Below are 26,551 nucleotides of genomic sequence, written 5' to 3' on the forward strand. Positions count from 1 at the left end.
GCCCTGCTCAGGGATGCTTTGCTTTTTGAGCAACAGCTATTGCAAATGAATATACTAAGGCGACTTCTTCCAAACGGTCAAACCGTCCTGATGCGCCGCCATGTCCTGCATCCATGTTCGTTTGTAAAAAGATCGGACCGCCACCAGTCATGGTTGCTCGTAATTTGGCAACCCACTTGGCTGGTTCCCAGTAAGTGACGCGTGGATCCGTAAGACCACCGAGCGCAAGAATAGCTGGGTAATTCTGAGCTTTAATATTATCATATGGTGAATAGGCGAGGATTGTCTCGAACTCTTCCTTACTTGCCGCAGGATTTCCCCACTCTGGCCACTCTGGAGGGGTGAGGGGAAGCTCTGTATCAAGCATGGTATTGAGAACATCAACGAAGGGGACTTCGGCGATAATCCCTGCGAAGAGCTCCGGGGCAAGATTGGCAACCGCCCCCATGAGCATACCGCCCGCACTGCCACCCTGGGCAAGAATAGCGCCTTTAGAAGTGTAACCAGAACGGATGAGTTGTTCTGCGCAAGTAATGAAATCAGTAAAGGTGTTCATTTTCTTGTCGCGCTTGCCGTTTTGATACCAGTGCCAGCCTTTCTCGGTTCCGCCGCGAATATGTGCAATCGCATAAATAAAGCCACGGTCAACCAGAGAGAACAGGTTGGTACGAAAACCGGCAGAAATTGAATGACCATAAGAGCCGTAGCCATAGAGCAGGCAGGGAGCTGAACCATCAATTGGAGTATCTTTATGATGAATCAGGGAAACCGGCATTTCTGCGCCATCAGAGGCCACTGCCATTATTCTCGCGACAATGTAATCCTCAGGGTTATGGCCGCTTGGAACTTCCTGTCTTTTACGTAAAATCCGTTCTTGAGTATCAATGTTATAATCATAAACTTCGCTTGGAACGCGCATTGAAGAGTAAACAAAGCGAATTATGCTTGTATCAAATTCGCGACCTGCCTCAATGGAAAGGGCATAGGCTTCATCTTCAAAGACAATCTGCTGCTCTTGTGAGGTTTGCATATCGCGAATGATGATCTGTGTATTGGCATTCTCGCGTTCAGCCCTTATGAGATATTGAGCCAGAGGCAAAACTGAGAGCAGCATTACTCCGGGACGGTGCGGTACCAGATCCTGCCAGTTTGATTTATCCGGGGATGTAACAGGGGTGCTGATAATCTTGAAATCTTCAGCCCCATCTGCATTGGTCAGAATAATAAGATCATTTCCCCAGTGCTCTACTTCATACTGTACTCCCCGATTTCTTTTCGTAACAATCACTGGTGCTGAATTGGCATCATCTGCATCTAGTAACCACGCTTCTGAAGTTTCGTGATCATGCGAACCAATAATAATGAATCTTCCAGATTGCGTCTTTTCAATACTAATAAAGAAACCTGAATCCTTTTCTTCATAGATGACCGGGTCGCTGGTAATGGGTGTGCCAAGAATATGACGTTTAACACGTACTGGCCTGTGTTTGCTGTCTAGTTCAATATAGTAGAAACCTTTACTGTTATTAATCCAGACAATGTCGCCAGATGTTTTCTCAATTCTTTCCTCTTGATCTTGGCTCGTGGGTATATCGCGAATGGCAATGGTATAGAATTCAGAGCCATTCGTATCCGCACTCCATGCCAGTAAACTATGGTCTGGTGACACCTCGGTATCGCCTAAATCAAAGTAAGAAAGGTCTTTTGCCTCAATATCTGCATCAATGAGAACCTGTTCCTGTCCGGTTTGTCTGTTCTGACGACAGAACTGCCCATGCTGTGCACCTTCAGTAAAGCGTGTAAGATAGGCGTAAGGTCCGTCATTCTCCGGAACGGAAGTATCGTCTTCCTTTATTCTTGCTCGCATCTCGCTTTGAAGTAATGAGGCAAAAGGCTTTATTCTTGAAAAAGATTTTTCCGTAAATTTGTTTTCATCAAGAAGGTGTTCTTTAATATTTTCAGGAAGAAGCTTTGGATCTTCTAAAACTTCCTGCCAGTTCTTGGCTTTTAGCCAAGCATAGTTATCACTTATTTTCGTACCGAAAACAGAAAAATTAAATGGTTTTTTCTCCGTTATTGGCTCTGGAAAGCTTAATATTTCTAATTGGGGATTTTCTTTTACCATTTAACTTGTTCTCAGATGCTGGATGGCTGTGGTTTTTGTCAAACCAATTTTAATATGTATTCTATGTTTTAAAGCGTATAAATATGCGAGAGGCAATGAATTATACGCTTAAAATAACTGATAAGGCTAATTAAGGCGTCTAACTTACATGAACAAATTTAATAAAATTTCAATAACGCACTATTATTTTCAATAGTTAACTTGTCGGTAAGAGTAAATTGCTATATTTAGGCTTAGGACAGTTAATCGAAAGTCATTTTCGATTTAAGTGGCAAAAAATATAATTCCTGTGCCAATCCTTATTTTATCAGGGATTGCCGCAACGGGTAGTCACAGTAAATGGAACAGTAAATAAAGGACAGCGTTCAAATGAGCGATAATCTTGCAGCAGCGAGCTATATTGAATTGGCCGCAGATATTGTGTCTGCTTATGTTAGCAACAATTCGGTCCCATCCGGAGACTTGCCAAATCTTATTAATGATGTTCACTCAGCTCTTCTGCGCGTAACAACTGGTGCTGTTGAGCCTCAGACCGAAGCTCCAAAGCCAGCTGTTTCTGTCAAGAAGTCCATCACCCCAGATTATATTGTTTGCCTCGAAGACGGTAAGAAGTTCAAGTCTCTGAAGCGTCACCTGCGTACGCAGTACAATATGTCTCCTGAGCAGTACCGCGAAAAGTGGGGTCTGCCAGTTGATTACCCAATGGTTGCTCCAAACTATGCCAAGGCTCGTTCTGACCTGGCTAAGGAAATGGGTCTGGGTCAGCAGCGCCGTAAGCGTCGCGCTCGCTAAGACAAACTTTAAATAGTTTTTGAAAGGCCCGATTATTCGGGCCTTTTTTTATTGCAGCAAAGACTGTTTTTTACTCTATAGCTGCACGTGCATTATTCTGAATACGCTCAACCATAGATCTTAAACCATTGGAGCGCTGGGGGGTGAGGTGCTGCTCAAGACCAATTTCTGACAGTATCTGTATTGGATCTATTTCAAGTACTTCGGCAGGCGTTTTGTTTGAATACAAAGCAATCATGACAGCCACCAGCCCTCGAACAATATGGGCATCACTATCACCTTGCAGTTTTAGTGTTTTTTTATCTCCATCCTGTTGCCAGTGATGGAGAAGCCATACCTGACTTGCACAGCCTAAAACCTTATTCTCAGAGGTTCTGTCACTCTCAGGTAATTCAGGTAAAGCTTGCCCAAGCTCGATTAGATAACGATATCTTTCTTCCCAATCATCGATGAGTTGAAAGTTCTCGATGATCTCTTCAATCTTGAGTGACATGTCGCCTCACATATTATTTGCACCTCTATATATGAAAATAGAGCTGTGATGGCGAGCCTTACGAAAGAAGCCTGTCAATTTTTTTCAGGATTACCCGAAATCGGGAAGTTTTTTGGGGACTGTGATGCCCGTTCAGTATTGTTCGCAAAGGGTATTCGTGAAAGTGCTTCCTTCTTTGCTGCTTCTATTAACTGCTTCTGAACTTCATCACTGACCGTTTTCTTTGCATTGTCAGGTAAGCTTTTCCAGACAGCATCCGCCGCTCCTGAAACTGATAAATTATCAGGCTGGTGTAAAGGTTGGTCTGTTGTTGGCTGATCATATCTGAGAGGGGCCAGATATACGAGCGCGCCAATAACAATTGCACTTCGAACAAGAATACCCATCCCGTTACTTTATTCTGAAATTATAGAAAAATACTTAACCCGTTTACCGAAAATTCCATCCTGAAGCAGGGTGGGAAAGTATTTATGAGTAGTTAACTATAAAGCGATTTTTTAACTTTCATAAAATATGGAAAAACATGTTATCTCTTTGTAATAAAATATTATTTTTATTTTTCTGTGATGTTTAAAAAGATGAAATGTTTAAGTTTCGTTTAGATGCTTTCTGGCACGATAGGCCATGAGAAATTTAAACCTGTATGCGTGCTCTTTATTTCAAAGAACAGATTGTAGCAGGTCATTATAAGGAATGATTCTGATGCGATGAGGCCGCATTGGAAGTTGCTAGAGAAACAGGATGAGATCAGTGCGTAACGCCTATTATCAACCCGAGTATGATGACATGTATGCTCCGCCTAAACGTAATCCGACACCTCGGCGTAAAGCTGCTGCAGGTAAACGACTATTGGGTATGCTGGCCAAGAATCCTCAGAAGGTTTTTACAGGTGCTCTCTTTCTGGGAATTACAGCGGTTGTTTCGGTAAACGCTTTGGTTATGCAAACATCCCGGCATCCTGCTCCAATGTTCTCACCCATTCCAGTTGCGGCTCCTGTTCCGACACCGCGGCCTGTCGCTCAGGCAGTACCAGCACAGGAAGCATCAGTTGCCTCAACAGTCGAGGGAAATAATAACCAGACTGCAAATGTCAGCCCTGTATCGGTTCCTGTCCCGGTTGCGAGAACTGAAACGCAATCCAGGGACGAGATCGGTGATATTATCCGTACTGGTAGCACAGCACCTCAACCTGCAGCTTCAGTACCTGCGCCAGCACCACGTGCTGCCGTTGCTCCCCAGCCACCTGCACGCCGTGATGCAATTGCTGACTTAATCCGCAGTAATGGGAATGCTTCAGCAGCAGCTAGTCCGGGCGAAATGGATGCGCAGAAACGTAAGGTTATGGCAGGACAACAGGCCCTGAATAAATTGGGATATGGTCCGCTGACAACCGATGGTGTTATGGGAAGTGGTACCAAGAAAGCTATCGAGCGGTTTGAATTCGATAAGCGCTTGCCTGTCACAGGTACGCTGAACTCGCAAACGGTATCTGAACTCGCATCTTTGTCCAAGTTGCCAATCAGGTAATTTATACCCATGCCTCGCTTGACGTCAGAGTTCTGGGTTTCTGCCTACATCAGAAGATGTAATCTTGAAGGCATCCCTGCTGTCTTACGTCGGCGCGGCGCGAGTGAAGCGGGTGCTATATTTATAAAAATTGATAAGCTTGACGGTACTGGTGATCTATTCGGACCAGTTCCACAGTCTGGTTTTGATACAGAAGCAACCGATGATCGGCAGTTTAGTCTTATTCTGGAAGCAGCTGCATCTTTAGACATTGAAGAGAAAATGCAGCGCGAAATAAGATTTGATGAAGATTTATGGTGGGTGGAAATAGAGACTGCCCGTGATGAACATTTTCTCACAGTAGTCACATAAGTCATTATTTCACTTATTTATGGCGAGTGCGTCAATTTTACGCAAAAATACAGCCTGATATTACGAAAATTCCGGAAATTCAAAAAAACTAATATTTTCAGGGGGTAGGGGTAAAAACGCTCCCTGATACGGAAATATATTCTATTTTATATAGTGAAAACGCATAGCTCGGGCTTTATTTATTATGTTTGCCCTATAGATGATCATTGAAAGACTGCTATGCTGAAAGTGTGGAACGCGGTTCATTTTAAATGATTTGGTAACGGTTCGTTAACCATAATGCGGTTTTTGGAAGTCGCTCTGATATTGAAAAATAAAAATCAGAGGAGGACATGATGACCTGGAACAGGACGCATAAAGTAGAAGCGACAATCATACCGTTCCCCGTTGACCGGGCGAAAGAAAAGAAGGCTGAGCTGAGCAAAGCCGATAAGCTGGGGCAGATACTGTTTTTTACCGGTGTACGCTATGAGCGCTGGGATGAAAGCTATTATGACCATCAGGATGATGATCATATGCCACCACGTCGTGGAGGCAGCAGATCCTGAGGTATCGTCTCTTCCAGCTCCGGACTTTGACTACGTAGCTGGTCTTGTGCCGTTAAGCGATGGCATTCAGCTAAGGCGGCAGAGTTTTCTGATAGCTGTTTAGCGCTCGGGTAAGGCGTGAAAGATCGAAGGACGATGACACCTTTTGTTGTTGGTGAAAAAACTTTGATGGTATGTGAGTAATAACTGTCATAATCGCCGCTTTGTACCAGCTGAGCCATCTGATTATCCGTTGCAATTATAAATTCATTTCTCCCGTGAACCTGTGCCTGGTCAGTAACGGCAAAATAAACATTCCCCTTTTGCGCGTGAAATGAGACAGACTGAAAAGCAGTCTCTCCTGATACGGATAATAAGTAGGGGCCTTTTCTTAAGTCATATACACATACAGCCAGATTAACAGCCGGGTCTGCATGGGCCATCCAGGGCAAGCCACTCCCGCTTTCCGGCATGGATATAAAGTCTGGTGCATCATCATGGGATGTATGTTCCAGTAAGCCATAAACATCTCTGTCGGTAAAGGCAGGAATAGTCAGAATGATGACAATATGGATGATGGCTCCAAGTATCAGCCCGGCAAGAGTTGCCAGCAGGAAGCGATAGCGTGCTCTCATGAGCTGCATCCCTGTAGGGTAATCTCAGGTAATCGATACTGGCCAAGGCCAACACGGTCTTCAGTTGTTGGAAGATCGTACAAGCGTAGAACAATGAAAAACTTTCCACTTTTGGGGAGTTTAATCCAGTTACCTGAAGCGGCATCCCTTGAGAGATTGATCGTGAAAGCACCCTGTTCATTTCGAACAATCTCGCTTGATGTAAAGTTGGCTCGTGCAGCGTTGACATTGTGAAAGGCAGGAGTGCCAGTTCCGTAAACAGTTATCGTCCAATAACGGGCCTGAGAAATGCTGTTGCCTAATGTGTAATGGCAGGATGCGTAGAGAGCTCTGCCTGTACTATCAGTTGTTGCCAGAAGCTCCAGCCCTTCATTGACGCCAAGAGGGAGCCTGGCTTTCTGGGTAACAATTGCCATTGCATAGGGGTCAATGTCAGAGGAGCCGATTTCTGGCCAATAGACCCAAGGTCCATTGTGTTCTTTCCCAAATGGGTAAGGCGTACGTAGCATCCAGAGGGCGGAACCAAACCCAATAATGAGGGCAAGGAGCAAGGCATATAAAACCAGCCACTCAATAGATGGCGGCCATGCCGGAAGCCAGAATGGACGCTTGGGGATACTGCTTTGAAAAACTTCCTGCCGGATGAGCATTCAAATGCCTCCCATCTTTGCAGATTCTGCAACAGAGGCTGATTTGTCAGGGGCAAAGTCTGAGGAGGATACGTTTTTTCCGAGAGATTTGATGGCTGACAGGGCCTCAACGGATTTTTGCGATAAATCGCCTGAGGCTATCGTATTACTAACCGGATTTTTAGAAGGGGCGAGTTTCGCCAGAGGTTTTTCAGGTATCACGCCGGGCAATGGCTTCACATCAGTATTTTGAAGGGCAACCTCCATTGTATCGTGCCAGATCATTGCCGGGAGTATGCCGCCTGTCAGATTGTTCATTGAGGAATGATCATCATTCCCAAGCCAAACGGCGGCCGTCATCATCCCTGTGAAGCCAATGAACCATGCATCCCTATATTCATTGGTTGTGCCTGTTTTACCTCCGGTTGGGATGCCCTCAATCATGGCGCGTCGTGCGGTACCTGCTTCCACCACCTTGTTGAGCATGAAGTTCATGTCTGTGACTACATGCTGGGGCAGAACCTGCGCCCCCTTTTCCGCAAAATCATGCTGAAAAACTGATTTGCCATCAGGGGTGTAGATATTGAGTGCAAACAGAGGTGTTGTTTTAGTGCCGCCGTTGCCAAAGGCTGAATAAGCAGCTGCCATGTCAATTACATAGACTTCTCCCGAACCGATAGGGAGTGAAGCAGAATCTTTCAGTTCAGACGTGATCCCCATATTATGGGCCAAATCAACAATGCGTTTGCGGCCAAGTTTTGGATTACCCTGTCCGGCTTCAATAGAGAGGCGTACTGCAACAGTGTTGATCGAACGGGCCAATGCGCTCACCATTGGCATGGCTCCGGCATAAGATTTGCCATAGTTGGAAGGGCACCAGTTGCCAACACATATGGGAGCATCGACGACACGGGACGTAGGAGAGAGTTTCGGATTAGCCAGAAGTGCAGAGGCATACACAAAGGGTTTGAAGGATGAACCGGGCTGGCGCAGCGCATCAGTGGCCCTGTTGAACTGGCTTTGTCCATAATCCCGACCGCCTACGATCGCACGCACCTGACCGTCAACATCCATGACAACAACGGCACCCTGAGAAACACGATATTGTTTGCCGTACTGTTTTAGAGTGTTCTCTAACGCTTGCTCAGCTGCTGTCTGTATGGTTCGGTCAAATGGAGTTTTAATTATGAGAACATGCTCGTGTCCCAGAATGCCTGTTGCAACGAGCTTTCTTGTCTGGTCATAGGCCCAGTCAAGATAATACTCAGGTGCATTCTCAAGTTTTCTGTCAATTGGAGTTGCAGGGTTGCGAAGCGCCGTCTGTATCTGTCCTTCAGTCAGGTAACCGGCATCCACCATATTACGCAGAACATCGTTTGCCCGTCCGCGTGCAGCAGGCAGATTGACGAGAGGAGAGTATTTTGTTGGGGCCTTAAACAGTCCTGCAAGCATTGCTGCTTCGGCAAGAGACAGTTCTGGTAGCTTTTTACCAAAATAGTAATTAGCTGCCGCAACAATACCGTGAGAGCCGCCACCCATATAGGCGAGATCGAGATATTGCTTCAGTATTTCATTCTTTGAGTAATGCGTTTCCAGCCATAGAGCCAGAAATGCTTCCCGGATTTTCCGTTCAACAGAGCGTTCATTGGAGAGAAAGAGGTTCTTTGCAAGCTGTTGGGTGATCGTTGAACCGCCCTGAACAACGCCACCACCCGTCATGTTGACGGTCAAGGCACGGAAAGTCCCGATCGGATCAACGCCCCAATGGTGATAGAAGCGCCGGTCTTCGGTTGCGAGAACTGCATGGATCAGGAGCTGGGGGAAATCCTCAAACTTGATTGAATCATCAAAGCGGATGCCTCTGTGACCAATTTCATTTCCATACCGATCAAGATAGGTTGCTGTAACAACAGGACTGTTAGCCCATTTATTGGTGACATCCTGAAATGTTGGAATGGCAAGGATTGATAAAAAGCACAGGCCGACCAACCCTATAGTCAATGCTTCATCAGCAATATCAACGAACCAGCGCCATGGATGACGGACTTTAAGATGGTTGATAAAATCAGCATACCGTTTCCAGTTTCTGCTACAGATGCTCCAGAGCGAGAAAAGGGATGCATCTATCCATGCGTCTATTGCCAGCGCAATGCGCCTAAAGCCGTTAATTCCTTTTCGAAAAGGCGGCATACGCTTAGGCCTCATCCCTGCTTGTATAGGTGGATAGTCTGACATTTCAGAGAAACACGATGCGTTCTGGGCAGGTCCTGCTCGTATGCACATAGTCTTCCTGAAAAGAATATATGTCGGAAAAATTTCATAAATAGGGTATGATGTTATGAATCTTGCATACCTGCCGAGAGCAGATGAGATATGCAGGTTGTTTCACTCCGGAGAGTTTCATTGGACAAAGCCCCCAATCATAATGCTGTGCCGTTTTGGCAGCGAAAAAGCCTTGAAGAGCTGAATACGCAGGAATGGGAAAGTCTTTGTGATGGCTGCGGAAAATGCTGCCTTGTGAAGCTTGAGGATGAAGATACGGACGAAATCTATTACACGGATGTAGCCTGCACGTTATTTAATCCGGAAACCTGCACCTGCCGTGATTATACCAATAGGCAGAAGAAGGTCGCGGATTGCGTGAAGCTCACTCCAAAAGCCGTTAAAACGATTTCATGGTTGCCACCAAGCTGTGCTTATCGCCTTGTTGCCGATGGTAAGGATCTTCCATCATGGCACCCACTCGTAAGTGGCAATCGCAATGGCGCAACTATGGCTGGGGCTTCTGTTCATGGCAAAGTCGCAGGCATTGAGGATGACTACACAACAGAGGAACTTTTGGACCGCATTGTTGAGTGGCCATCTGAGTAATTTATCCTAAATAAAAATCTTGACATAAAATGAAAATTGAGGTCAGATAATAGTATATTTAAAGCCGGAGGTTAGAAAAATGACGCCGCCAGCATGTTGTGAAAGGTCGTAAGTTAAGTTGATCTTAAGTCAATTTCTTTCGATCCCATTAAATGACAATTTAAATATCTGTCCGAATATTTCGGAAATGATATAGCGTATCGCTAAATTTGGTTTTTACCAATGCGGGCCTTCGTATCACATGATCGAGGGCCTGTTTTATTTTATGAATATAAAAAATAAGCCGGAGAAAACTCCGGCTTATCTTGTTATTGTGTTAGTCGCTCTTTGTGCGGCGCTGACGGATCATAAAGTTGTCATAGGAGTATTCGGCAACTTGGAACCACAGATATTCTTCATTTCTGAAGGCTGTTGTTGATTCAATTACCTTCTTGAAGTCTTCATTCTTAGCTGAGATTTCAGCGAAGACTTCCTGAGAAGCTTTATATGAGGCTTCCATAATTTCCTGACTGAAAGCACGAAGTGTTGCACCTGAACCGAGCAGGCGGCGCAATGCACCTGGGTTACGGGCATCGTACTTGGCAATCATGTCCTGATTGACAACCGCAGCAGCTGCCTTGACAGCATCCTGATAGGTTTTCGGCAGTTCAGCAAACTTCTTGTCATTAATCATGAAGTGCAGACCGGCGCTACCTTCCCACCAACCTGGGTAGTAGTAGAATGGAGCGACCTTAACGAAGCCAAGCTTTTCGTCGTCATATGGGCCAACAAATTCCACGGCATCAATCGTGCCACGTTCCAGAGATGGATAAATATCTGCAGGTGGAATTTGCTGAGGCAGAACACCAAGCTTGCTGAGAATTTCACCACCAAGACCCGGAATACGCATCTTAAGACCTTTAAGGTCTTCAACGGTTTTAATTTCCTTGCGGAACCATCCACCCATCTGGGTGCCTGTGTTGCCACCCGGGAATGCAACAAGACCAAACTTCTTGAAGAAGTTGTCTGCGAGTTCCTGCCCGCCACCGGCGAGAATCCAGGCATTCAGCTGGCGGGTGTTCAGACCAAAAGGCTGAGCTGTAAACAGAGAAAATGTTGGGTCTTTACCAACGTAGTAGTATGACGCGGTGTGAATGATTTCGACAGTGCCGTTGATGGCAGCATCAAGAGCCTGTGCTGTACCTACAATCTCACCAGCCGGGAATGTCTGAATCTGGAATTTGCCATCTGTCAGGTCAGAAACGACTTTGGCAAATAGTTCTGATGCGCTCCAGAGAATATCGAGAGATGGCTGGAAAGCAGAGCTCAGGCGCCATTTAATCGTAGGGGCGTTCTGTGCAATGGCTGGTTTTGCAATGACACTTGTAGCAGCCGCAGCAGCGGCACCAGCGGTTGCAGCAGAAAGGAACTGACGACGTTTCATATATTAGTCTCCCGACTTTTAATGAGTACAGCAACAGATAACAGGGTCTTGTTTAGTCACAATAGCCTGAATAATCAGTAAGATAGCATAGAATGAGTTAATTAAGAAACTCTACTCAAAATGCTACTCTCCTTGGAAAAGCTCACTTTAGAAAGCTCAACCTTGGTTTAATGAGCACTTTAGTTTCTCGTATCGTCAATTGCATTGATGTAAAAGAATAATTTTTATTGTTTCCACGCATTAATGTTGCGCATTATCCAGAGAATGTTGGGCGCGAGTGGTGTAATGGCGGTAATACCTCCGCATGGAGATGAGTTTTTTTCTCCCAGTGCACTTGAGGACCAGCTCAATATGCCTCCCAGCCCGTAACCTTCTGGCCCGAAGACAAATGCCGGGCCGCCTGAATCTCCACGACAGGCACCAGCACCCGTTTTCATTGCATAAGACTTGGGGTCTGCCGCAATGACCAGATCATTGGGTGGCTGTTTGGTTTTGATGATGCTTAAGGAAACAACGCGTAATGTTCTGGCAGACTTTATATTGGCATAAGAGGTGCTGCCAAAACCAGCAACATAGATTTCATCACCCATGCGAACCGGAATATTGGCATGAATGGTCAGAGGTTCCATATCATCGGGAGCTGGTTCGGATAACCTGATGAGTGCAAGATCAACACCTGTCTGTTCTGTTGGTGCCAGCCGCACATCAAAGCTGGGTGAACGAACGATCTGCGCAATTGTGAGCTTTTTGGATTGGAATTTTCTATCCATTACTGTGACCCAGTAAGAACTTTTAACCGTCACGCAATGAGCAGCAGTTAACACAGCATTTGAAGAGACAAGAACGCCGCTGCATAATTCTCCGGCAGAGTTCTCAATCCGAACAACAGAACTTCTCAATCCGTCTTTATCACGCGCTGCTTTCCCTTGTGTGATGGCATTTGCGAGACCGGGAATAAGAAGTATTGCAAGTGTTGCTGCGAGAAGTTTTTTCATTGCTCATCAATCGTTGAAATATGAATGATATTAGTCTGCCCACTGAGCGGTTCTGCCCCAGCGTGCCATTGTCTGTTCAATCCATACTCTTTGTGGGCCAAGTAAAATACCCTGAGCCTGAGACCCGCATAGTGATGTCTTGGAAATTTCTGCCCATGCTGTAATGGCAAAAACTTTATCGTCTACCAACTGTGGGCCACCGGAGTCGCCGCTACAGATGCCTGTTCCTTGAGGTGCCTGCTCCCATATCAGGAGGCGACCCGGCCCATAAGGTTCCCGAACAGTCAGTGTAAGTGTATTCAATGTGCCCATAGAGCGCGGGTTGCCGTTTTGGGAGACACCAAACCCTGCGATGGTAATACGTTCTCCTTCTGTCGGGTGTCTGCTTGAGAGACGTGCAGAAGAGAAATCTGAGGGAAGAGGGTTGGATAATCTGAAAAGGGCAAGATCAACTGATGCCTTGCGTGCCTTGACAGCACCCGGGATATATCGCGGATGGACACGTTTTTCCGATGGTTCAAGCATAACCGGCTGGCTGTTTCTGTCGCGGTAGTGAATACGAAACTGATCTGCGCCACTGGCACAATGTGCTGCTGATAAAACGACATCATGAGCGACAACCAGTCCAGAGCATACACCACCATTTGATTTCAAAATCATGACCGTATTGCGTTGAAGGTGGGGCGCGGGGCTTCCGCCAGTAAGGGTGCTTGCCGGTGCGATGGACAGGGAGCTCCATGCCAGAAGAATAAAAGTCGTATTTTTAAATATTCTCAGCATTCCCTGCAGCCTGTATTGTATCTTTGTCATTCACCTTATGAACTAATATTCCTTTAGAAGGAATTGATTACAACAAAATATATATTGTTCAGCAATTATTCACGGGCGGTAGTACAGAGTGCGCCCATGCGTAAATTGATCATATTCCTCATTGCTATATTTTCAGCCTCTCCCAGCTTTGCGCAAGGGACGTTTGCGAATTGTGTGTCCCCCAAAGAAATGGGAGAGATCGTTGCTGCCAATAAGTTTGTTGCACCAACGACTGCTGTTATTACGGCTCGTAAAAAGGTTCCGAATGCGGATGTTGTACGTGCTGATTTATGTAAGCAGGAAAACAGTTTTATCTATGTCATTGTTGCTCTCAACAAGGAAGGCCGTGCTATGCATGTGCTTGTAAGCCCCGAATCCGGTAAGGTGACGGCAACAAAATAATCAGGGATTTAGACATTGCGCCTACTTGTCGTTGAGGATGATAAAGATCTGAATAAGCAGATCACCAGTTCGCTTGAACAGGCCGGTTACGTTGTAGACAAGGCTTTTGATGGTGAAGAAGGCCAGTTTCTTGGAGAAACCGAGCCCTATGATGCCATTATTCTAGACCTTGGTTTGCCGATTGTTGATGGTGTCTCGGTTCTGAATGCCTGGCGTAAGCAGGATATCAAGACACCTGTCATTATCCTGACAGCCCGTGATCGCTGGAGCGATAAGGTTCAGGGCTTTGATGCCGGTGCTGATGATTATGTGACGAAGCCATTTCATACAGAAGAGCTTCTGGCCCGTGTTCGCGCTCTGCTGCGCCGGGCCGCAGGTCATGCATCCAGTGAAATCGTTTGCGGAACCGTTCGTCTGGATACGAGATCAGGGCGTGTTATTGTTGATGGAATGCCGATTAAGCTGACATCACATGAATATCGTCTGCTCTCTTATCTGATGCATCATACCGGCCGTATTGTCTCTCGTGGTGAGCTGACAGAACATCTGTATGATCAGGATTTTGACCGCGACTCGAATACAATTGAAGTTTTCGTTGGCCGCCTTCGCAAGAAGCTTGGTGTTGATATTATCCAGACCATTCGTGGGCTGGGATATTTGATTGACGCGAATACATAAAGGTAGAACGTGTCCATAAAAGCTCTGCTTGGCCGCCGCTCTATTGCAGCCAGACTTGTGTTCTCGGCTGTATTCTGGAGCATACTGATCCTGCTGGTTGCAGGCGGTATTCTGACAACCCTTTACAGGGGAAATACCGAGCAGAGCTTTGACCAGCGCTTAATCGTCTATACCAATAATCTGACATCTGATCTGGTTGCTTTGGCTAACCCTGATAAGGATTTGCCATCAGTTGGTGATCCGCGGTTTGAGCTGCCTCTTTCCGGTTGGTACTGGCAGGTTGGTCGCCCGAATGGGGCTGTGCAGGAAATTCGCTCATCCAAGTCATTGTTTGGCGGTTCGTTACCAAGCCTTCTTAAGCCAAATGAAGAGGCACGCTTCGGTACAATCCGTAAAGGCTATGGTGCGGCACCCGATGAACGGCCATTACGTATTCTTGAACGTGATATTGATCTTGGAAAAGATGGCCGGTTTATCCTGCGTGTTGCAGGGCCGGCTGATGAGATTGATAATTCTGTCAGTCAATTTCGTTTTATGCTCACCGTTACCTTTATCATGCTTGGCCTTGCTCTTGGAGTCTCCGCATTGTTACAGGTCCGGTTCGGATTGCAGCCTTTGACAAAACTGCGTGCAGCTCTCAGCAATATCCGGAAAGGTGAGGCTGAACGTATTCGCGGGTTTTATCCCAAAGACATCGCTCCTCTGGCAGGTGAGATTAACCTTCTTCTTGATACCAATCAGGAGATTCTTGAGCGGGCACGTACACAGGTTGGCAATCTCGCGCATGCACTCAAAACACCCCTAAGCGTGATTGTGAATGAAGCAGAGACCGCGCCAAAAGATGTTTCTGTCAAGATACGTGAGCAGGCTGAGATTATGCATGATCAGGTGCGCCATTATCTTGATCGCGCACGGGCAGCTGCTCTGGTTGGCACCCTCGGGTCTCTTACTGAGATAGAGCCGATTGTTGCAGCTTTTGAGCGGACCTTTAATAAAATCTATCGCGATAAAAACCTTCAGATTAAGGTCAATGTTCCGGCAGAAATCCGCTTTCGCGGTGAGAAGCAGGATTTTGAGGAGATGGTTGGCAACCTTGTTGATAATGCCTGTAAATGGGCAAAAAGCGAGGTGACTATTGCGGCCCGTATTTCTGAAGACGAAGAACGCCTTCGCCTTCACCTGACGATAGATGATGATGGCCCGGGTGTACCGGAAGGAAAGCGTCAGGAAATGATCAAGCGTGGTCGACGTCTTGATGAAAGCAAACCAGGCTCCGGACTTGGTCTCTCAATCGTGGCGGAGTTAGCATCCCTCTACCGGGGAGACTTCCAACTGGGGACCTCTCCCCAGGGAGGGCTTCGTGCAGAGATAATTCTGCCAGGTGATGTGCAGGGCTAATCAATTGATAATCATGGATAATTATCATTTCAGTTACATAGGTAGCCGAATTGTGAAGTTTTCTTTGTCCATTTTGATTCCCAGAAGCATAAAAAGCCTTTAAAGCAATGCTGAATGAAAGCAGACGGCTGATGGCGTCGGCATAACTGTTATAACTGACATCACCGGGAAGTGGGAAAAGTTCACTGATGGGCATTTGGGTTATTTTCAGTCTGATGACAGTCGCGGTTGCGATTGTTCTTCTGTGGCCTTTGTCACGTCCACAGACAGTGGCACAAGCCCCGGATGAGGATGATGTGCTGTTCTATAGACAGCAGGCCGCTGAAATCAGCCGGGATTTGTCACGCGGGCTTCTCTCAAGTGAGGAGGCCGAGGCGGCTAAAGCAGAAGCTGCCAGACGACTGTTACGCTCCAGCCAAAGCAACTCTCAAACCTTAACGGATGAAACAACAGGCAAAGCTGCCCTGCTGCGCCGCCGTTGGGTTGCCATTCTGGTGTTGCTGATTGTTCCGCTGAGCGGTCTCGTACTTTATCAGGTCCACGGTGCTCCTGACTACAATGAGCAGTTCGCAACGCTCCAGAAGCTCAAGCAGGAAGAGGCGCAGAAAGAGGCTTCCCGCCAGCGTGAGGTACAGGATGCCGTCGAAAAGATGCAAACCTACCTTAAAACCAAGCCGGATGATGGCCGCGCTTGGGAGCTGATCGCGCCTGTCTATATGGGGCAGCGCCGTTTTGATGAAGCTGCTAATGCTTTTGAAAAAGCCAATAATATTCTGGGTGAAACACCGGCACGCCTGACAGCATATGCTGAAGCACTGATCTATGCCGGGCGTGGTATGATTTTTGATAAGGCTAAAACTGCCTTGGAAAAGGCAGTCAGTCTTGACCCCAAAGCGGACAAGGCTCGCTTCTATCTCGGCCTTGCTGCTGAGCAGGATTCTGACTTTGATAAGGCCGCTGAATATTATACGGCAGCTGCGAAAGTCGGTAACCCGCAGATTAAAGCTGAATCAGAAAAAAGGCTTGCTAATCTGGAAGCGGCAAAACAGCAGGCTGTTCCAGCAGTTGGCCCGGAAGCAATCAGGGGAATGGTTGGTGGATTGGAAGCCCGTCTTGAAGAAGAGAATGGTACACCTGAGGAGTGGTCACGTCTTGTGCGCTCCTATACTGTTCTCGGGCAAAAAGATAAGGCTATTGAAGCCTTAGCTAAAGCGCGTAAGGCTTTAGGCTTTGATAAAGCTAAATTGGCAGAATTTGAGACTGCCGTGAAACCTCTCAAGCTGGATAATGGTGCACAATGACAAGGAAACAACGCCGCTTAACGCTTATCGGGGCTGCAGGTTGTGTTATTGCTTTGGCTCTTGGGCTGGTTCTCTACGCCATGAGTGGAACGATCACCTTCTTCTTCAGTCCATCCGAGGCGGTGGCTGAGGGTGTTAAGCCGGGGACACGCTTTCGTTTGGGCGGCCTTGTAAAAGATGGAAGTATTCTGCGTGAAGATGGTGGCAAGGTCAGTTTTGTGATCATGGATGCCAATGAAGAGATCAGGGTCGATTATACGGGTATTTTGCCTGATCTGTTCCGTGAAGGGCAGGGAGTGATTGCTGAAGGCGCACTGGATATGGGCGGTGCTTTCAAGGCCGACAGTATTCTTGCAAAGCACGACGAAAACTATATGCCGCGAGAAGTTGCTGATAGCCTGAAAAAGCAGGGCCATTGGCAGGATCAATACGGAAACGACCAGACCAAGTAACAGGAGCTGTCAGTGTTTGTTGAAGCAGGACATTATGCACTGGCCCTTGCTTTGGGCGTATCAGTCATTCAGACGATTGTCCCGATCTGGGGAACGCGTACGAGCGATCATGATTTAATGGCAGTGGCTGTGCCTGCTGCAATTGTGACATTCCTCTGTATCGGCTTCGCTTATCTTGCACTGACCTATGCCTATGTTGCATCTGACTTTTCAGTATTGAACGTTATTGAGAATTCCCATTCTCTGAAACCACTGGTCTATAAGATGTCAGGTGTCTGGGCCAACCATGAGGGCTCAATGCTGTTATGGGTGCTGATCCTCGCACTTTTTGGGGCGATGGTTGCGGTGGCCCGAAAATCTGTACCAGAGCGTCTGCGTGCCAATACGCTGGCCGTACAAGGGGCGGTAACCTTTGCATTCCTCATCTTTATTCTGACGGTTTCAAATCCTTTTATCCGGGTTATGCCTCCCGTTGCTGAAGGTCAGGGGCTGAACCCAATTTTGCAAGACCCCGGCCTCGCAATTCATCCGCCGCTTTTATATCTCGGCTATGTTGGCTTCTCGATTTCCTTTGCCTTTGCTATTGCTGCTTTGATTGATGGCAAGATTGATGCCGCATGGGCCCGTATTGTGCGCCCCTGGACATTATCCGCATGGATATTCCTGACTCTTGGTATCGCGATGGGCTCATACTGGGCCTATTACGAATTAGGCTGGGGTGGCTGGTGGTTCTGGGATCCGGTTGAAAATGCTTCTCTAATGCCATGGCTCTCTGGAACCGCGCTGATCCACTCAACTGTTGTGATGGAGCGTCGGGACTCTTTGAAGGTCTGGACAATCCTGCTGGCAATCCTGACATTCTCACTGTCTCTGCTTGGGACCTTTATCGTCCGCTCCGGCATTCTGACATCAGTTCATTCGTTCGCGGTTGATCCGAAACGGGGTGTCTTCATTCTTGGTATTCTTATCCTCTTCATTGGTGGCTCTTTGGCATTGTTTGCATGGCGAGCACCGATGTTGAAGAAGGGTGGCATATTCGCGCCAATCTCACGTGAAGGTGGCTTGGTTATCAATAACCTGTTTCTGGCCGCAGCCTGTGCAACCGTTTTTATCGGCACATTATACCCGCTTGCTTTGGAAGCTTTGACTGGTGACAAAATTTCGGTTGGAGCGCCATTCTTCAATATGACCTTTCTGCCAATTATTATTCCGCTTCTGGCTTTTCTGCCGATGGGACAGACTCTGGCATGGAAGCGTGGTGATATTGCAGCGGCGGCTAAGCGTCTGATGTTCGTTTACGCCATTGCGATTGTTGTGACCGTTATCATGCTGTCTCTTACGAGTGGCGGGCCTGTCATGGCACCGATTGGTGTTGGTTTTGGCCTTTATCTGGTTTTGGGTTCCATCAATGAGATATTCACCCGCTGCTGGAAATCAGGCCAGAACATCAAAGTATTCTTTAGCAAAGCGCTTGGTTTACCCCTTTCAACATGGGGAACTGTACTTGCCCATGCTGGTGTTGGCTTAAGTGTTATGGGGGTTGCCGCGACAATCTGGGGTACTGAAACCATTGCCTCTGTCCGTGAAGGGGAGATGGTCAATGCTGGTCCGTATCAGGCAAAGCTTGAACGTGTTGTGCCGCGTAAAGGCCCCGATTACAATGAAATGGCTGCGATCTTCACTATTATGGATGGAGATAAAGTGGTTGGTACAACAGAAACGATGAAGCGTATCTTTGTGTCTCGTCAAAGCATGCCAACAACTGAAGCCGGTATCCTGACAAAGGGCTTAAGCCAGATTTATGTTAGCCTTGGTGAGTTACAGGAAAATGGCAGCATAGGTATTCGTGTCTATTATAAACCACTTGTCACGCTTATCTGGATTGGTTCACTTATTATGGCTCTGGGCGGCTTCTTCTCACTGGCTGATCGTAGATATCGGGTTGGTGCGCCAAAGCGTTCTCGCAACGCTCTGGAGATAGGTGCAACAGCAGGAGCACAGACATGATACGCAAGCTGTTCTCTGCTTTTGCAGTTATTGGCATTCTGGCTTCCATGTCGTTGGCTGCTCACGCTATTGGGCCTGACGAGCTGCTTAAAGATGAAAAGCTGGAACATCGTGCCCGTGAGATATCCGCTGAGCTCAGGTGTCTCGTCTGTCAGAACCAGTCAATTGATGATTCAGACGCAACGCTTGCCCGTGATCTGCGTATTCTGGTGCGTGAGCGTTTGCAGGAAGGTGATAGCAACGAGCAGGTTATGGATTATGTCGTCAGCCGCTATGGCGAGTTCGTCCTGCTCAAGCCGGTCTTCAAGCTGCATACTCTGGCCCTCTGGCTGACACCGCTGGTTGTGCTGCTACTTGGAGCTTTCGGTCTTTACCGTATGGCCAAACGCCGGAAACAGCAAACAGTTCAGCCACTCTCAAAAGAAGAGCAGGCAGCGCTTGATGCGCTCTTGAAGAAGTAATTTTGTAGAGTTTTAAATATTACAAATTTTTCATTCACCAGCCAAAATCCCGTAAGGCTGGTGGATGCATAGTCTCCATCGTTGAATACCAAAAGCCCCTATGTAGGCTGACGCGTGGAGATGAATATGTTGAACCAGAATAAAATTGAAAAAGGTAACCTGCCGATTGCAAACTCAGTTCGCAGTCGTCCGGTGAAATCAAAGAAACTGGTTTGTGCAGCATTGGCTGCGGTTCTCATGACAGGTGGTGCCTTGAGCAGTCTGGCTTTTGTGGCGTCAGAACCTGCCCATGCCGAGCTACGCTCATCTGATCAGCCTATTCAGGCTGCCCCCTCATTTGCTGATGTGATTGAACGCGTAAAGCCAGCTGTGGTTTCCGTACGTGTTAAAGTTCAGAATGCTTCGTTCTCTGGGTCTGGTGATAATAGTGATTTATCACAGATGCCTCCTGAAATGCGCCGCTTTTTCCAGCAGTTTAGCGATCAGAACCAGTTTTCAGGACGTCGCAGTGCGCCTGTCTCACAGGCTCAGGGTTCCGGATTTTTCATCTCTGCTGACGGCTATCTGGTTACAAATAACCATGTGGTCGATAATGCGGTCGATGTTCAGGTATTGATGGACGATGGCAAAACCCTTGAGGCTAAGGTTGTTGGAACTGATCCGAAGAGCGATCTGGCTTTGCTGAAGGTCGATGGTCAGAGTGATCTGCCATATGTCCGCCTTGCCAAAACAAAACCACGTGTTGGTGAATGGGTTTTGGCTGTCGGCAATCCGTTTGGCCTTGGTGGTACGGTCACATCCGGTATTGTTTCAGCAGAACATCGTGATATTGGCGAAGGTCCTTATGATGACTTCCTGCAGATTGATGCGTCCGTGAACCGGGGTAACTCAGGTGGCCCGACCTTTAATCTGTCCGGCGAAGTTGTTGGCGTAAATACGGCAATCTATTCACCATCAGGCGGCAGTGTCGGTATCGCCTTCGCTATCCCGGCCAGTACGGTAGAGAAAATTACCAATGACCTGAAAGATAAGGGTACCGTATCCCGCGGTTATATCGGTATCGCAATCCAACCGGTCTCTCCTGAAATTGCTGAGGCCATTGGTTTGAAAGACGGGAAGGGTGCGCTCGTTGCCCGTTCTGTTCTCAATGGCCCGGCAGCGAAAGCAGGCATTAAGACAGGCGACACGATCATTGCCGTGAATGGCGAGGCGATTAATGAGCCAAAAGATCTCTCGCGGAAAATTGCTTCTGTTTCTCCCGGGCAATCGGTGACTGTAAAGGTCTTCCGGGCGGGGCAGGAGCGTGAAGTAAAGCTCACAGTTGAGAGTCAGCCAAAAGGCGCATGATGAAATTGGAATGCAGAGCGTTCTCACTCCCGTCGCCCTGCATTTCCTGAGCATCCCGGTCGAGACTCCACACGATACTCCGGGATTAAGAATGGAACAGGCTCAATCTGTTCCATTAACAGCAAACCTGCCGTTCTCATTGCCCTCCAGAGAACGGCAGGTGCTGCTGTAAAGGCAAAGAGAATTAGATCATCGTTTAACCTGTTGGTTGAAGCCAAATTCTTCTCGCCATTCATGGATTCTTTTACGAGATGCAGTAAGATGACCCTTATGCGAATACTGATTATCGAAGACGATACCGAAGCGGGGCAGTACCTGCAGAAGGCTTTCAAGGAACAGGGCCATGTCGTGGATTATGCCGCTGATGGTCTGGATGGCTATGCCATGGCCGAAAGTGGTGACTATGATGTGCTGATCGTTGATCGGATGTTGCCAAAGCTTGATGGTCTGTCACTGATCCGCTCCTTGCGTGAGCAGGAAATTACAACACCGGTTTTGATCCTGTCTGCATTGGGGCAAGTTGATGATCGCGTGAAAGGGTTGCGTGCAGGTGGTGATGATTATCTGCCAAAGCCTTATGCGTTTTCAGAGCTTCTTGCCCGCGTTGAGGTGCTCGCACGTCGCCGCTCAGCTCCTGTCAGTTCTGAACAGACGAGTTATCAGGTCGCAAATCTGGTGCTTGACCGCTTATCCCATCGCGTATCCCGTGATGAAGAAGAAATTATGTTGCAACCGCGTGAGTTTCGCCTGCTTGAGTATTTAATGAAAAATGCCGGGCAGGTTGTGACGCGCACGATGCTGCTTGAAAATGTCTGGGATTATCACTTTGACCCTCAGACCAACGTGATTGACGTACATGTCTCCCGTCTGAGATCAAAAATTGATAAAGGCTTTGAGCCGCCATTGCTGCACACAATCCGTGGTGCTGGTTATATGATTAAGGTTGGTGGCGAGGCTGAGAGATGATTGCTCTTGGCAAAATTGCCCGCTCTACGGGGTTCAAGCTCTCCCTCCTCTATCTCATCATTTTTGCCTTCGTCGCTTCTGCTGCGATTAGTTATGTTTTCTTCAATGCCCGCCGTATTCTCGATGAGCAGATTTATTCAGCCATCGATAATGAAGTGCAGATGCTGACACGGGGATTTGAGCGTTTTGGCCCGGTTGGGGTGGCAAAAGCTATCGAACGCAGAAAGCAGCAGCCGGGCAGTTTCCTGTATCTTATGGTTGATCCGTTCGGCCGCAAGATGGCCGGGAATATTGAAGAGATTGAACCCAGACTTCTTGAGAAATCAGGTGTTTCAGAGGAAAGCTATAAACGGGTTGAAGATACGGATGCTGTTGAGCATCAGGCGATTATTCGTGTTCTGGTTTTTGATAGTGGTTTCCGGTTGCTGGTTGGCCGCGACGTTGAGGAGCGGGCACGTCTTGATGCAGCTGTAAAGCGTGCGTCGCAATTGGCTTTTCTTGTTATCTGTCTGTTTAGTGTCGCAGGTGGATGGTTCGTGATGCGCCGTGTTCTCAAGCGCGTCAGTGAAATGACGGAGACGACGAAGACGCTTGTTTCAGACAATCTTGATGGTCGGCTTAAGGTGACGGGCTCGGGCGATGAGCTTGATCGTCTGGCTGTTAATCTGAATGATATGCTTGACCGGATTAGCGAGCTGATGTCCGGCCTCAAGGAAGTATCCGATAATATTGCACATGACCTGAAAACACCTTTGACCAGATTGCGCAACCGGGCCGATGAAGCACTTCGCACTGCAACAAGCGAGGATGAGCTTCGTGAGGCACTGGAGGCCAATATCAATGAGAGTGATAACCTCATACGCGTGTTCAATGCGCTCCTGATGATTGCTCGTCTGGAAGCGGGTAATGCACAGGCCGATATGACGGACTTTGACGCATCTGAGATTGCCCGGGATGTTGCTGAGCTTTATGAGCCGCTGGTTGAGGATGCCGGTGCTTCACTGGAAATCAATGTTGCTGATAATTTATGGATTCATGGTAACCGGGAGCTGCTTGGCCAGGCAGTCTCAAACCTTATGGACAACGCGCTTAAATATGGCGTCGATGAAAATGGTGTCATGGGGGCGCTTGCAATTACTGCCATGCAGGATGGTGAGTTTATAGAGCTTATTGTTAGCGATAAGGGGCAGGGTATTCCGGAAGAAGATCGTGAGCGCGTATCTGAACGCTTCGTTCGTCTGGAAGGTTCGCGGACACAACCCGGTTTTGGGCTTGGTCTCAGTCTGGTTTCAGCTGTTGCCCAGTTGCATGAGGGTGCTCTTGTTCTAGGGGATAATAACCCCGGTCTGAAAGCTGTGTTACGTCTACCATTACGCAAACGGGTAGAGGAGGCAGAACATCGTGAAGTCTGATGCCAGTCGTGGAGCCTTGGTTGAACGCATTGTTTCAACTCCGTTTATCAGTGACGAGAAAAAGGCTCAGTCCCGTTTGGATGATTTGCAACAGCGCATTGCAAATAAAACGGAACTTTCCACTCTGGCAGAGCTCCTGCGGGGAGAGGCATTACAGAAGCTTGTTCTTGCTATTGCCGATCATTCAAACTTTCTGTGGCAGCTGGCCTATTCAGATCCGGAACGCTTGCAGCGGCTTGTGACAACGGCCCCTGAGGAGGCTGCAAAACAGGTTATAAGCGCACAGCGCAATTGCTATAAGCCATTTCTTAAAGGTGCGGTTACACGTGATGATATTGCGGCTAGTCTGCGCAAGTCACGCGGTGAGATGGCTCTGTTAGTGGCTCTGGCTGATATTGTCGGTGTCTGGGATGTTGAGACCGTAACAGATACACTAAGCCGTTTCGCAGATGCTTCGGTTGGTGGAGCGCTCGATGTCGTGTTGCATGAAGCCGCTTCCCTTGGACGGCTTAATCTGCCTGACCCTGAAAAACCCAGTACGGGTTGTGGTGTTGTTGTGCTGGCGTTCGGCAAGCACGGTTCGAATGAACTGAATTATTCATCAGATATTGATCTCGTTCTTTTCTTCGACCCGAAAAGCCCGGCTATTCCCGAAGAGGGAGAGCCTGCAACGATCTATAGCCGTATCGCACTGCAACTGGCACGTCTGTTGCAGGAGAGAACACCCTTTGGCTATGTCCACCGGGTTGATTACCGCTTGCGGCCAGACCCGGGTTCGACGCCTACAGCAATGGCTCTGCCGTCAGCCTATGCCTATTACGAGTCTGTTGGGCAAAACTGGGAACGTGCTGCCATGATCAAGGCACGCCCGGCTGCTGGTGAAATAGCTCTCGGTGAGAATTTCCTGAAAGAACTGACGCCATTTGTCTGGCGCAAGTATTTTGACTTTGCCTCTATTGCTGATGTCCATGCAATGAAACGCCAGATTCACGCTGTGCGGGGACATGAGGAAATTGCCGTTGCCGGGCATGACATTAAACTTGGCCGTGGCGGCATTCGCGAGATTGAGTTTTTCGTCCAGACACAGCAGCTGGTTTTCGGTGGTCGGCGCCCGGTTCTCAGAGGTAAAAAAACACTCGATATGCTGGTTGCCCTTCGGGATGAAAACTGGATTTCGCCTGAGGCTTGTGGCGAATTATCTGAAGCCTATAAATTTTTGAGAACGGTTGAGCATCGCCTGCAGATGGTCGCTGATGAGCAGACACAGCGACTGCCTGATGATGAGAAGACACTGACGAAGTTTGCCAAGTTCTGCGGTTATTCAAACTTAAAGGCATTCTCCAAAGCTTTGACTGGCTATGCCCATCAGGTGCAGAAGCATTATGCGCTTCTGTTTGAGGATGGGCCGGAGCTTGCAACAGATGTTGGCAGTCTTGTTTTTACGGGCTCCACTGATGACCCGGAGACACTCGCTTCGCTGAAGAAGATGGGTTTCAAGAATCCGGAAGCAGTTGCCGAGACAGTGCGTGGCTGGCATTTTGGTCGGCGCTCTGCCATCACTACGAAACGCGCTCGCGAAGTGCTGACGGAGATTACACCAGCACTGCTGGAGGCGCTTGGTGGCACGGCAGATCCCGATGCTGCCCTTGATAAGCTTGATCGTGCCTTTGGAACGATGCGGGCTTCTGCTGAGCTTCTGACGATACTCCAATCTCATGATCGTCTACGGTTTTTGTTTGCAGACCTGCTGGGCACGGCACCACGTCTAGCTGATACGGTTGCACAATCTCCGCATGTGCTTGACGCCATCATTGATCCGGCTTTTGCTGTACCGAAGAATGACGAAGCCTCCATTGAGAAGCAGATGCGACAGCTGCTTGGCAAGCCTGAAAACTACGAGGATTTCCTCGACCGGATCAGGGATGCTGCACGGCAGATGAAGTTTGTCGATGGTGCCCGGATGCTGTCGGGAGTTCTGTCTCCTGACCAGACAGGCCGGGTCTATTCGGCTATTGCACAGGCCGCTGTGCGTTGCTGCTTTGAATATACGCGCCGTGAGTTTGAGGAAGAATACGGTAAAATTTCCGGAGGACGTATCGCCATCCTCGGGCTTGGGCGGCTTGGTACATATGAACTGACGGCAAGCTCTGATCTTGATCTTATTGTTATCTATGATTTTGATGAAGAGAACCGTGAGAGTGATGGCGCCCGTTCACTGGATGCTATTCCATATCATGCCCGCCTGACCCAGCGTCTGGTTGGGGCACTGACTGTACCGACACGTCGTGGCAAACTCTATGATGTTGATCTGCGTTTACGCCCGCATGGTGGTAAGGGGCCGGTTGCTGTTCAGTTCAAGGGGTTCCTTGATTACCAGAGAACAGAAGCCGAGCTTTGGGAACATATGGCCTTAAGCCGGGCGCGTGTTATTGCAGGTGATGAAGGTTTTGTCGAAGAAGTTTCCGACACCTTAAGACAGATATTATCTGCCCCAAGAGACAAGAAATCAGTCTTTCATGAAGTGCGCACGATGCGTAATCTCATTGCCAAGGAAAAAGGCGATGCTGATCCGTGGGATCTGAAGCTTGCAGCCGGTGGCCTGACTGATCTTGATTTTATCGCGCAGGCCTACATTCTCACATATGCTGCTGACTACCCGTCTGTCATTGGGCAGCGTGCAGACAAGGTCTATGAAATTGCAGCAGGTGAGGGGCTGATGGAAGATGCAGAAGCCCATTATCTGGTGGAGGCCCATCGCCTGTTCGGCGATATTCTCCAGTGGCAGCGTCTGACCATTGAAAGCCACTTCAGTACAAAGACTGTTCCGCAGGCCATCTTTCGCCGACTGGCGGCTGTGGCAGGTTTGCCCAACGAGAAGGTTCTGCTCGCTCATCTTAATGATATGAGGAAGAAGGTTCGGGAGATTTATGATCGGTTGTTAGCGTGATA

The 26,551-nt window shown here is 48.0% G+C and carries 25 protein-coding genes; 16 read left to right on the forward strand and 9 right to left on the reverse strand.

Annotated elements, in window-relative coordinates:
- Positions 1-7 precede the first annotated feature (7 nt).
- A complete protein-coding gene (locus WJT86_RS04985; protein WP_346336429.1) occupies positions 8-2,125 on the reverse strand; it encodes a S9 family peptidase in 2,118 nt (705 codons plus the stop codon).
- 369 nt (positions 2,126-2,494) lie between these two features.
- Between WJT86_RS04985 and WJT86_RS04990 the strand changes: the two genes are divergently transcribed.
- On the forward strand, positions 2,495-2,917 hold the full coding sequence (locus WJT86_RS04990) for a MucR family transcriptional regulator (RefSeq protein WP_346336430.1): 423 nt from the start codon (positions 2,495-2,497) through the stop codon (positions 2,915-2,917).
- A gap of 70 nt (positions 2,918-2,987) precedes the next feature.
- Here the strand turns inward: WJT86_RS04990 and WJT86_RS04995 are convergent, their stop codons facing one another.
- Positions 2,988-3,410 carry a SufE family protein gene (locus WJT86_RS04995; RefSeq protein WP_346336431.1) on the reverse strand — a complete coding sequence of 141 codons (423 nt, stop codon included), beginning with the start codon at positions 3,408-3,410 and terminating at the stop codon, positions 2,988-2,990.
- A gap of 74 nt (positions 3,411-3,484) precedes the next feature.
- Entirely contained in the window at positions 3,485-3,796 is a 312-nt protein-coding gene (locus WJT86_RS05000; RefSeq protein ID WP_346336432.1) for a hypothetical protein, read from the reverse strand.
- Positions 3,797-4,151: 355 nt separating this feature from the next.
- Here WJT86_RS05000 and WJT86_RS05005 point away from each other — a divergent pair, with 355 nt between their 5' ends.
- The 3 genes from WJT86_RS05005 to WJT86_RS05015 all read left to right on the forward strand — a co-directional run bounded on the left by WJT86_RS05005 (position 4,152) and on the right by WJT86_RS05015 (position 5,836).
- Positions 4,152-4,937 (forward strand): peptidoglycan-binding protein, encoded by a 786-nt coding sequence (locus tag WJT86_RS05005; RefSeq protein ID WP_346336433.1) that lies wholly within the window; start codon positions 4,152-4,154, stop codon positions 4,935-4,937.
- Between the two features lie 9 nt (positions 4,938-4,946).
- On the forward strand, positions 4,947-5,288 hold the full coding sequence (locus tag WJT86_RS05010) for a DUF1491 family protein (RefSeq protein WP_346336434.1): 342 nt from the start codon (positions 4,947-4,949) through the stop codon (positions 5,286-5,288).
- Between the two features lie 335 nt (positions 5,289-5,623).
- Entirely contained in the window at positions 5,624-5,836 is a 213-nt protein-coding gene (locus tag WJT86_RS05015; protein WP_346336435.1) for a hypothetical protein, read from the forward strand.
- On the opposite strand, the gene WJT86_RS05020 is transcribed toward WJT86_RS05015, so the two are convergent.
- From WJT86_RS05020 to WJT86_RS05030, 3 genes are read right to left on the reverse strand one after another with little or no spacing between them, the layout of a single operon-like run.
- A complete protein-coding gene (locus tag WJT86_RS05020; protein WP_346336436.1) occupies positions 5,800-6,450 on the reverse strand; it encodes a DUF1254 domain-containing protein in 651 nt (216 codons plus the stop codon). The genes WJT86_RS05015 and WJT86_RS05020 overlap by 37 nt on opposite strands.
- Positions 6,447-7,100 (reverse strand): DUF1214 domain-containing protein, encoded by a 654-nt coding sequence (locus WJT86_RS05025; RefSeq protein ID WP_346336437.1) that lies wholly within the window; start codon positions 7,098-7,100, stop codon positions 6,447-6,449. The genes WJT86_RS05020 and WJT86_RS05025 overlap by 4 nt, the downstream gene beginning before the upstream one ends.
- Positions 7,101-9,269, reverse strand: coding sequence for a transglycosylase domain-containing protein (locus WJT86_RS05030; RefSeq protein WP_346336438.1), 2,169 nt, complete (start codon positions 9,267-9,269; stop codon positions 7,101-7,103).
- 183 nt (positions 9,270-9,452) lie between these two features.
- Between WJT86_RS05030 and WJT86_RS05035 the strand changes: the two genes are divergently transcribed.
- Positions 9,453-9,950, forward strand: a complete 498-nt coding sequence (locus WJT86_RS05035) for a YcgN family cysteine cluster protein (RefSeq protein WP_346336439.1) — start codon at positions 9,453-9,455, stop codon at positions 9,948-9,950.
- A 316-nt stretch (positions 9,951-10,266) separates the two neighbouring features.
- Here the strand turns inward: WJT86_RS05035 and WJT86_RS05040 are convergent, their stop codons facing one another.
- The 3 genes from WJT86_RS05040 to WJT86_RS05050 all read right to left on the reverse strand — a co-directional run bounded on the left by WJT86_RS05040 (position 10,267) and on the right by WJT86_RS05050 (position 13,178).
- Complete coding sequence (locus WJT86_RS05040; RefSeq protein WP_346336440.1) at positions 10,267-11,373, reverse strand: TRAP transporter substrate-binding protein; 1,107 nt, start codon at positions 11,371-11,373, stop codon at positions 10,267-10,269.
- A gap of 224 nt (positions 11,374-11,597) precedes the next feature.
- A complete protein-coding gene (locus WJT86_RS05045) occupies positions 11,598-12,368 on the reverse strand; it encodes a S1 family peptidase (RefSeq protein WP_346336441.1) in 771 nt (256 codons plus the stop codon).
- Between the two features lie 30 nt (positions 12,369-12,398).
- A complete protein-coding gene (locus tag WJT86_RS05050; protein ID WP_346336442.1) occupies positions 12,399-13,178 on the reverse strand; it encodes a S1 family peptidase in 780 nt (259 codons plus the stop codon).
- A gap of 96 nt (positions 13,179-13,274) precedes the next feature.
- Here WJT86_RS05050 and WJT86_RS05055 point away from each other — a divergent pair, with 96 nt between their 5' ends.
- The 11 genes from WJT86_RS05055 (at position 13,275) to WJT86_RS05105 (ending at position 26,549) form a co-directional block, all read left to right on the forward strand.
- A complete protein-coding gene (locus WJT86_RS05055) occupies positions 13,275-13,580 on the forward strand; it encodes a hypothetical protein (RefSeq protein WP_346336443.1) in 306 nt (101 codons plus the stop codon).
- Between the two features lie 15 nt (positions 13,581-13,595).
- Positions 13,596-14,258 (forward strand): response regulator transcription factor, encoded by a 663-nt coding sequence (locus WJT86_RS05060; RefSeq protein WP_346336444.1) that lies wholly within the window; start codon positions 13,596-13,598, stop codon positions 14,256-14,258.
- Between the two features lie 9 nt (positions 14,259-14,267).
- Positions 14,268-15,656, forward strand: a complete 1,389-nt coding sequence (locus tag WJT86_RS05065; protein ID WP_346336445.1) for an ATP-binding protein — start codon at positions 14,268-14,270, stop codon at positions 15,654-15,656.
- A gap of 188 nt (positions 15,657-15,844) precedes the next feature.
- Positions 15,845-16,957 (forward strand): c-type cytochrome biogenesis protein CcmI, encoded by a 1,113-nt coding sequence (gene ccmI / locus WJT86_RS05070; protein ID WP_346336446.1) that lies wholly within the window; start codon positions 15,845-15,847, stop codon positions 16,955-16,957.
- On the forward strand, positions 16,954-17,409 hold the full coding sequence (ccmE, locus tag WJT86_RS05075; RefSeq protein ID WP_346336447.1) for a cytochrome c maturation protein CcmE: 456 nt from the start codon (positions 16,954-16,956) through the stop codon (positions 17,407-17,409). The genes ccmI and ccmE overlap by 4 nt, the downstream gene beginning before the upstream one ends.
- Positions 17,410-17,421: 12 nt before the next feature.
- Complete coding sequence (locus WJT86_RS05080; RefSeq protein WP_346336448.1) at positions 17,422-19,416, forward strand: heme lyase CcmF/NrfE family subunit; 1,995 nt, start codon at positions 17,422-17,424, stop codon at positions 19,414-19,416.
- Positions 19,413-19,877: a cytochrome c-type biogenesis protein gene (locus tag WJT86_RS05085; RefSeq protein WP_407066910.1), complete on the forward strand. Its 465-nt coding sequence runs from the start codon at positions 19,413-19,415 to the stop codon at positions 19,875-19,877. Before WJT86_RS05080 ends, WJT86_RS05085 begins: the two co-directional genes overlap by 4 nt.
- A 126-nt stretch (positions 19,878-20,003) precedes the next feature.
- On the forward strand, positions 20,004-21,224 hold the full coding sequence (locus WJT86_RS05090; RefSeq protein WP_346336449.1) for a S1C family serine protease: 1,221 nt from the start codon (positions 20,004-20,006) through the stop codon (positions 21,222-21,224).
- Positions 21,225-21,494: 270 nt separating this feature from the next.
- A complete protein-coding gene (locus WJT86_RS05095; protein WP_346336450.1) occupies positions 21,495-22,190 on the forward strand; it encodes a response regulator transcription factor in 696 nt (231 codons plus the stop codon).
- On the forward strand, positions 22,187-23,602 hold the full coding sequence (locus tag WJT86_RS05100) for an ATP-binding protein (protein WP_346336451.1): 1,416 nt from the start codon (positions 22,187-22,189) through the stop codon (positions 23,600-23,602). Before WJT86_RS05095 ends, WJT86_RS05100 begins: the two co-directional genes overlap by 4 nt.
- A complete protein-coding gene (locus WJT86_RS05105) occupies positions 23,592-26,549 on the forward strand; it encodes a bifunctional [glutamine synthetase] adenylyltransferase/[glutamine synthetase]-adenylyl-L-tyrosine phosphorylase (protein WP_346336452.1) in 2,958 nt (985 codons plus the stop codon). Before WJT86_RS05100 ends, WJT86_RS05105 begins: the two co-directional genes overlap by 11 nt.
- Positions 26,550-26,551 lie beyond the last annotated feature (2 nt).

It is taken from the genome of Hohaiivirga grylli (assembly GCF_039655745.1).
In the GTDB taxonomy this organism is placed as follows: Bacteria; Pseudomonadota; Alphaproteobacteria; order Rhizobiales; family Beijerinckiaceae; genus Hohaiivirga; species Hohaiivirga grylli.

What these genes read in the sequence shown, in the direction of transcription:
- WJT86_RS05000 (WP_346336432.1), bottom strand. Translation starts at nt 3,796, where the DNA reads ATGGGTATTCTTGTTCGAAGTGCAATTGTTATTGGCGCGCTCGTATAT.
- WJT86_RS05090 (WP_346336449.1), top strand. Translation starts at nt 20,004, where the DNA reads ATGTTGAACCAGAATAAAATTGAAAAAGGTAACCTGCCGATTGCAAAC.
- WJT86_RS05035 (WP_346336439.1), top strand. Translation starts at nt 9,453, where the DNA reads ATGCAGGTTGTTTCACTCCGGAGAGTTTCATTGGACAAAGCCCCCAAT.
- WJT86_RS05085 (WP_407066910.1), top strand. Translation starts at nt 19,413, where the DNA reads ATGATACGCAAGCTGTTCTCTGCTTTTGCAGTTATTGGCATTCTGGCT.
- WJT86_RS05030 (WP_346336438.1), bottom strand. Translation starts at nt 9,269, where the DNA reads ATGCCGCCTTTTCGAAAAGGAATTAACGGCTTTAGGCGCATTGCGCTG.
- WJT86_RS05015 (WP_346336435.1), top strand. Translation starts at nt 5,624, where the DNA reads ATGACCTGGAACAGGACGCATAAAGTAGAAGCGACAATCATACCGTTC.
- WJT86_RS04995 (WP_346336431.1), bottom strand. Translation starts at nt 3,410, where the DNA reads ATGTCACTCAAGATTGAAGAGATCATCGAGAACTTTCAACTCATCGAT.
- ccmE (WP_346336447.1), top strand. Translation starts at nt 16,954, where the DNA reads ATGACAAGGAAACAACGCCGCTTAACGCTTATCGGGGCTGCAGGTTGT.
- WJT86_RS05005 (WP_346336433.1), top strand. Translation starts at nt 4,152, where the DNA reads ATGAGATCAGTGCGTAACGCCTATTATCAACCCGAGTATGATGACATG.
- WJT86_RS05095 (WP_346336450.1), top strand. Translation starts at nt 21,495, where the DNA reads ATGCGAATACTGATTATCGAAGACGATACCGAAGCGGGGCAGTACCTG.
- WJT86_RS05020 (WP_346336436.1), bottom strand. Translation starts at nt 6,450, where the DNA reads ATGAGAGCACGCTATCGCTTCCTGCTGGCAACTCTTGCCGGGCTGATA.
- WJT86_RS05045 (WP_346336441.1), bottom strand. Translation starts at nt 12,368, where the DNA reads ATGAAAAAACTTCTCGCAGCAACACTTGCAATACTTCTTATTCCCGGT.
- ccmI (WP_346336446.1), top strand. Translation starts at nt 15,845, where the DNA reads ATGGGCATTTGGGTTATTTTCAGTCTGATGACAGTCGCGGTTGCGATT.
- WJT86_RS05040 (WP_346336440.1), bottom strand. Translation starts at nt 11,373, where the DNA reads ATGAAACGTCGTCAGTTCCTTTCTGCTGCAACCGCTGGTGCCGCTGCT.
- WJT86_RS05010 (WP_346336434.1), top strand. Translation starts at nt 4,947, where the DNA reads ATGCCTCGCTTGACGTCAGAGTTCTGGGTTTCTGCCTACATCAGAAGA.
- WJT86_RS05100 (WP_346336451.1), top strand. Translation starts at nt 22,187, where the DNA reads ATGATTGCTCTTGGCAAAATTGCCCGCTCTACGGGGTTCAAGCTCTCC.
- WJT86_RS05025 (WP_346336437.1), bottom strand. Translation starts at nt 7,100, where the DNA reads ATGCTCATCCGGCAGGAAGTTTTTCAAAGCAGTATCCCCAAGCGTCCA.
- WJT86_RS05050 (WP_346336442.1), bottom strand. Translation starts at nt 13,178, where the DNA reads ATGACAAAGATACAATACAGGCTGCAGGGAATGCTGAGAATATTTAAA.
- WJT86_RS05055 (WP_346336443.1), top strand. Translation starts at nt 13,275, where the DNA reads ATGCGTAAATTGATCATATTCCTCATTGCTATATTTTCAGCCTCTCCC.
- WJT86_RS04985 (WP_346336429.1), bottom strand. Translation starts at nt 2,125, where the DNA reads ATGGTAAAAGAAAATCCCCAATTAGAAATATTAAGCTTTCCAGAGCCA.
- WJT86_RS04990 (WP_346336430.1), top strand. Translation starts at nt 2,495, where the DNA reads ATGAGCGATAATCTTGCAGCAGCGAGCTATATTGAATTGGCCGCAGAT.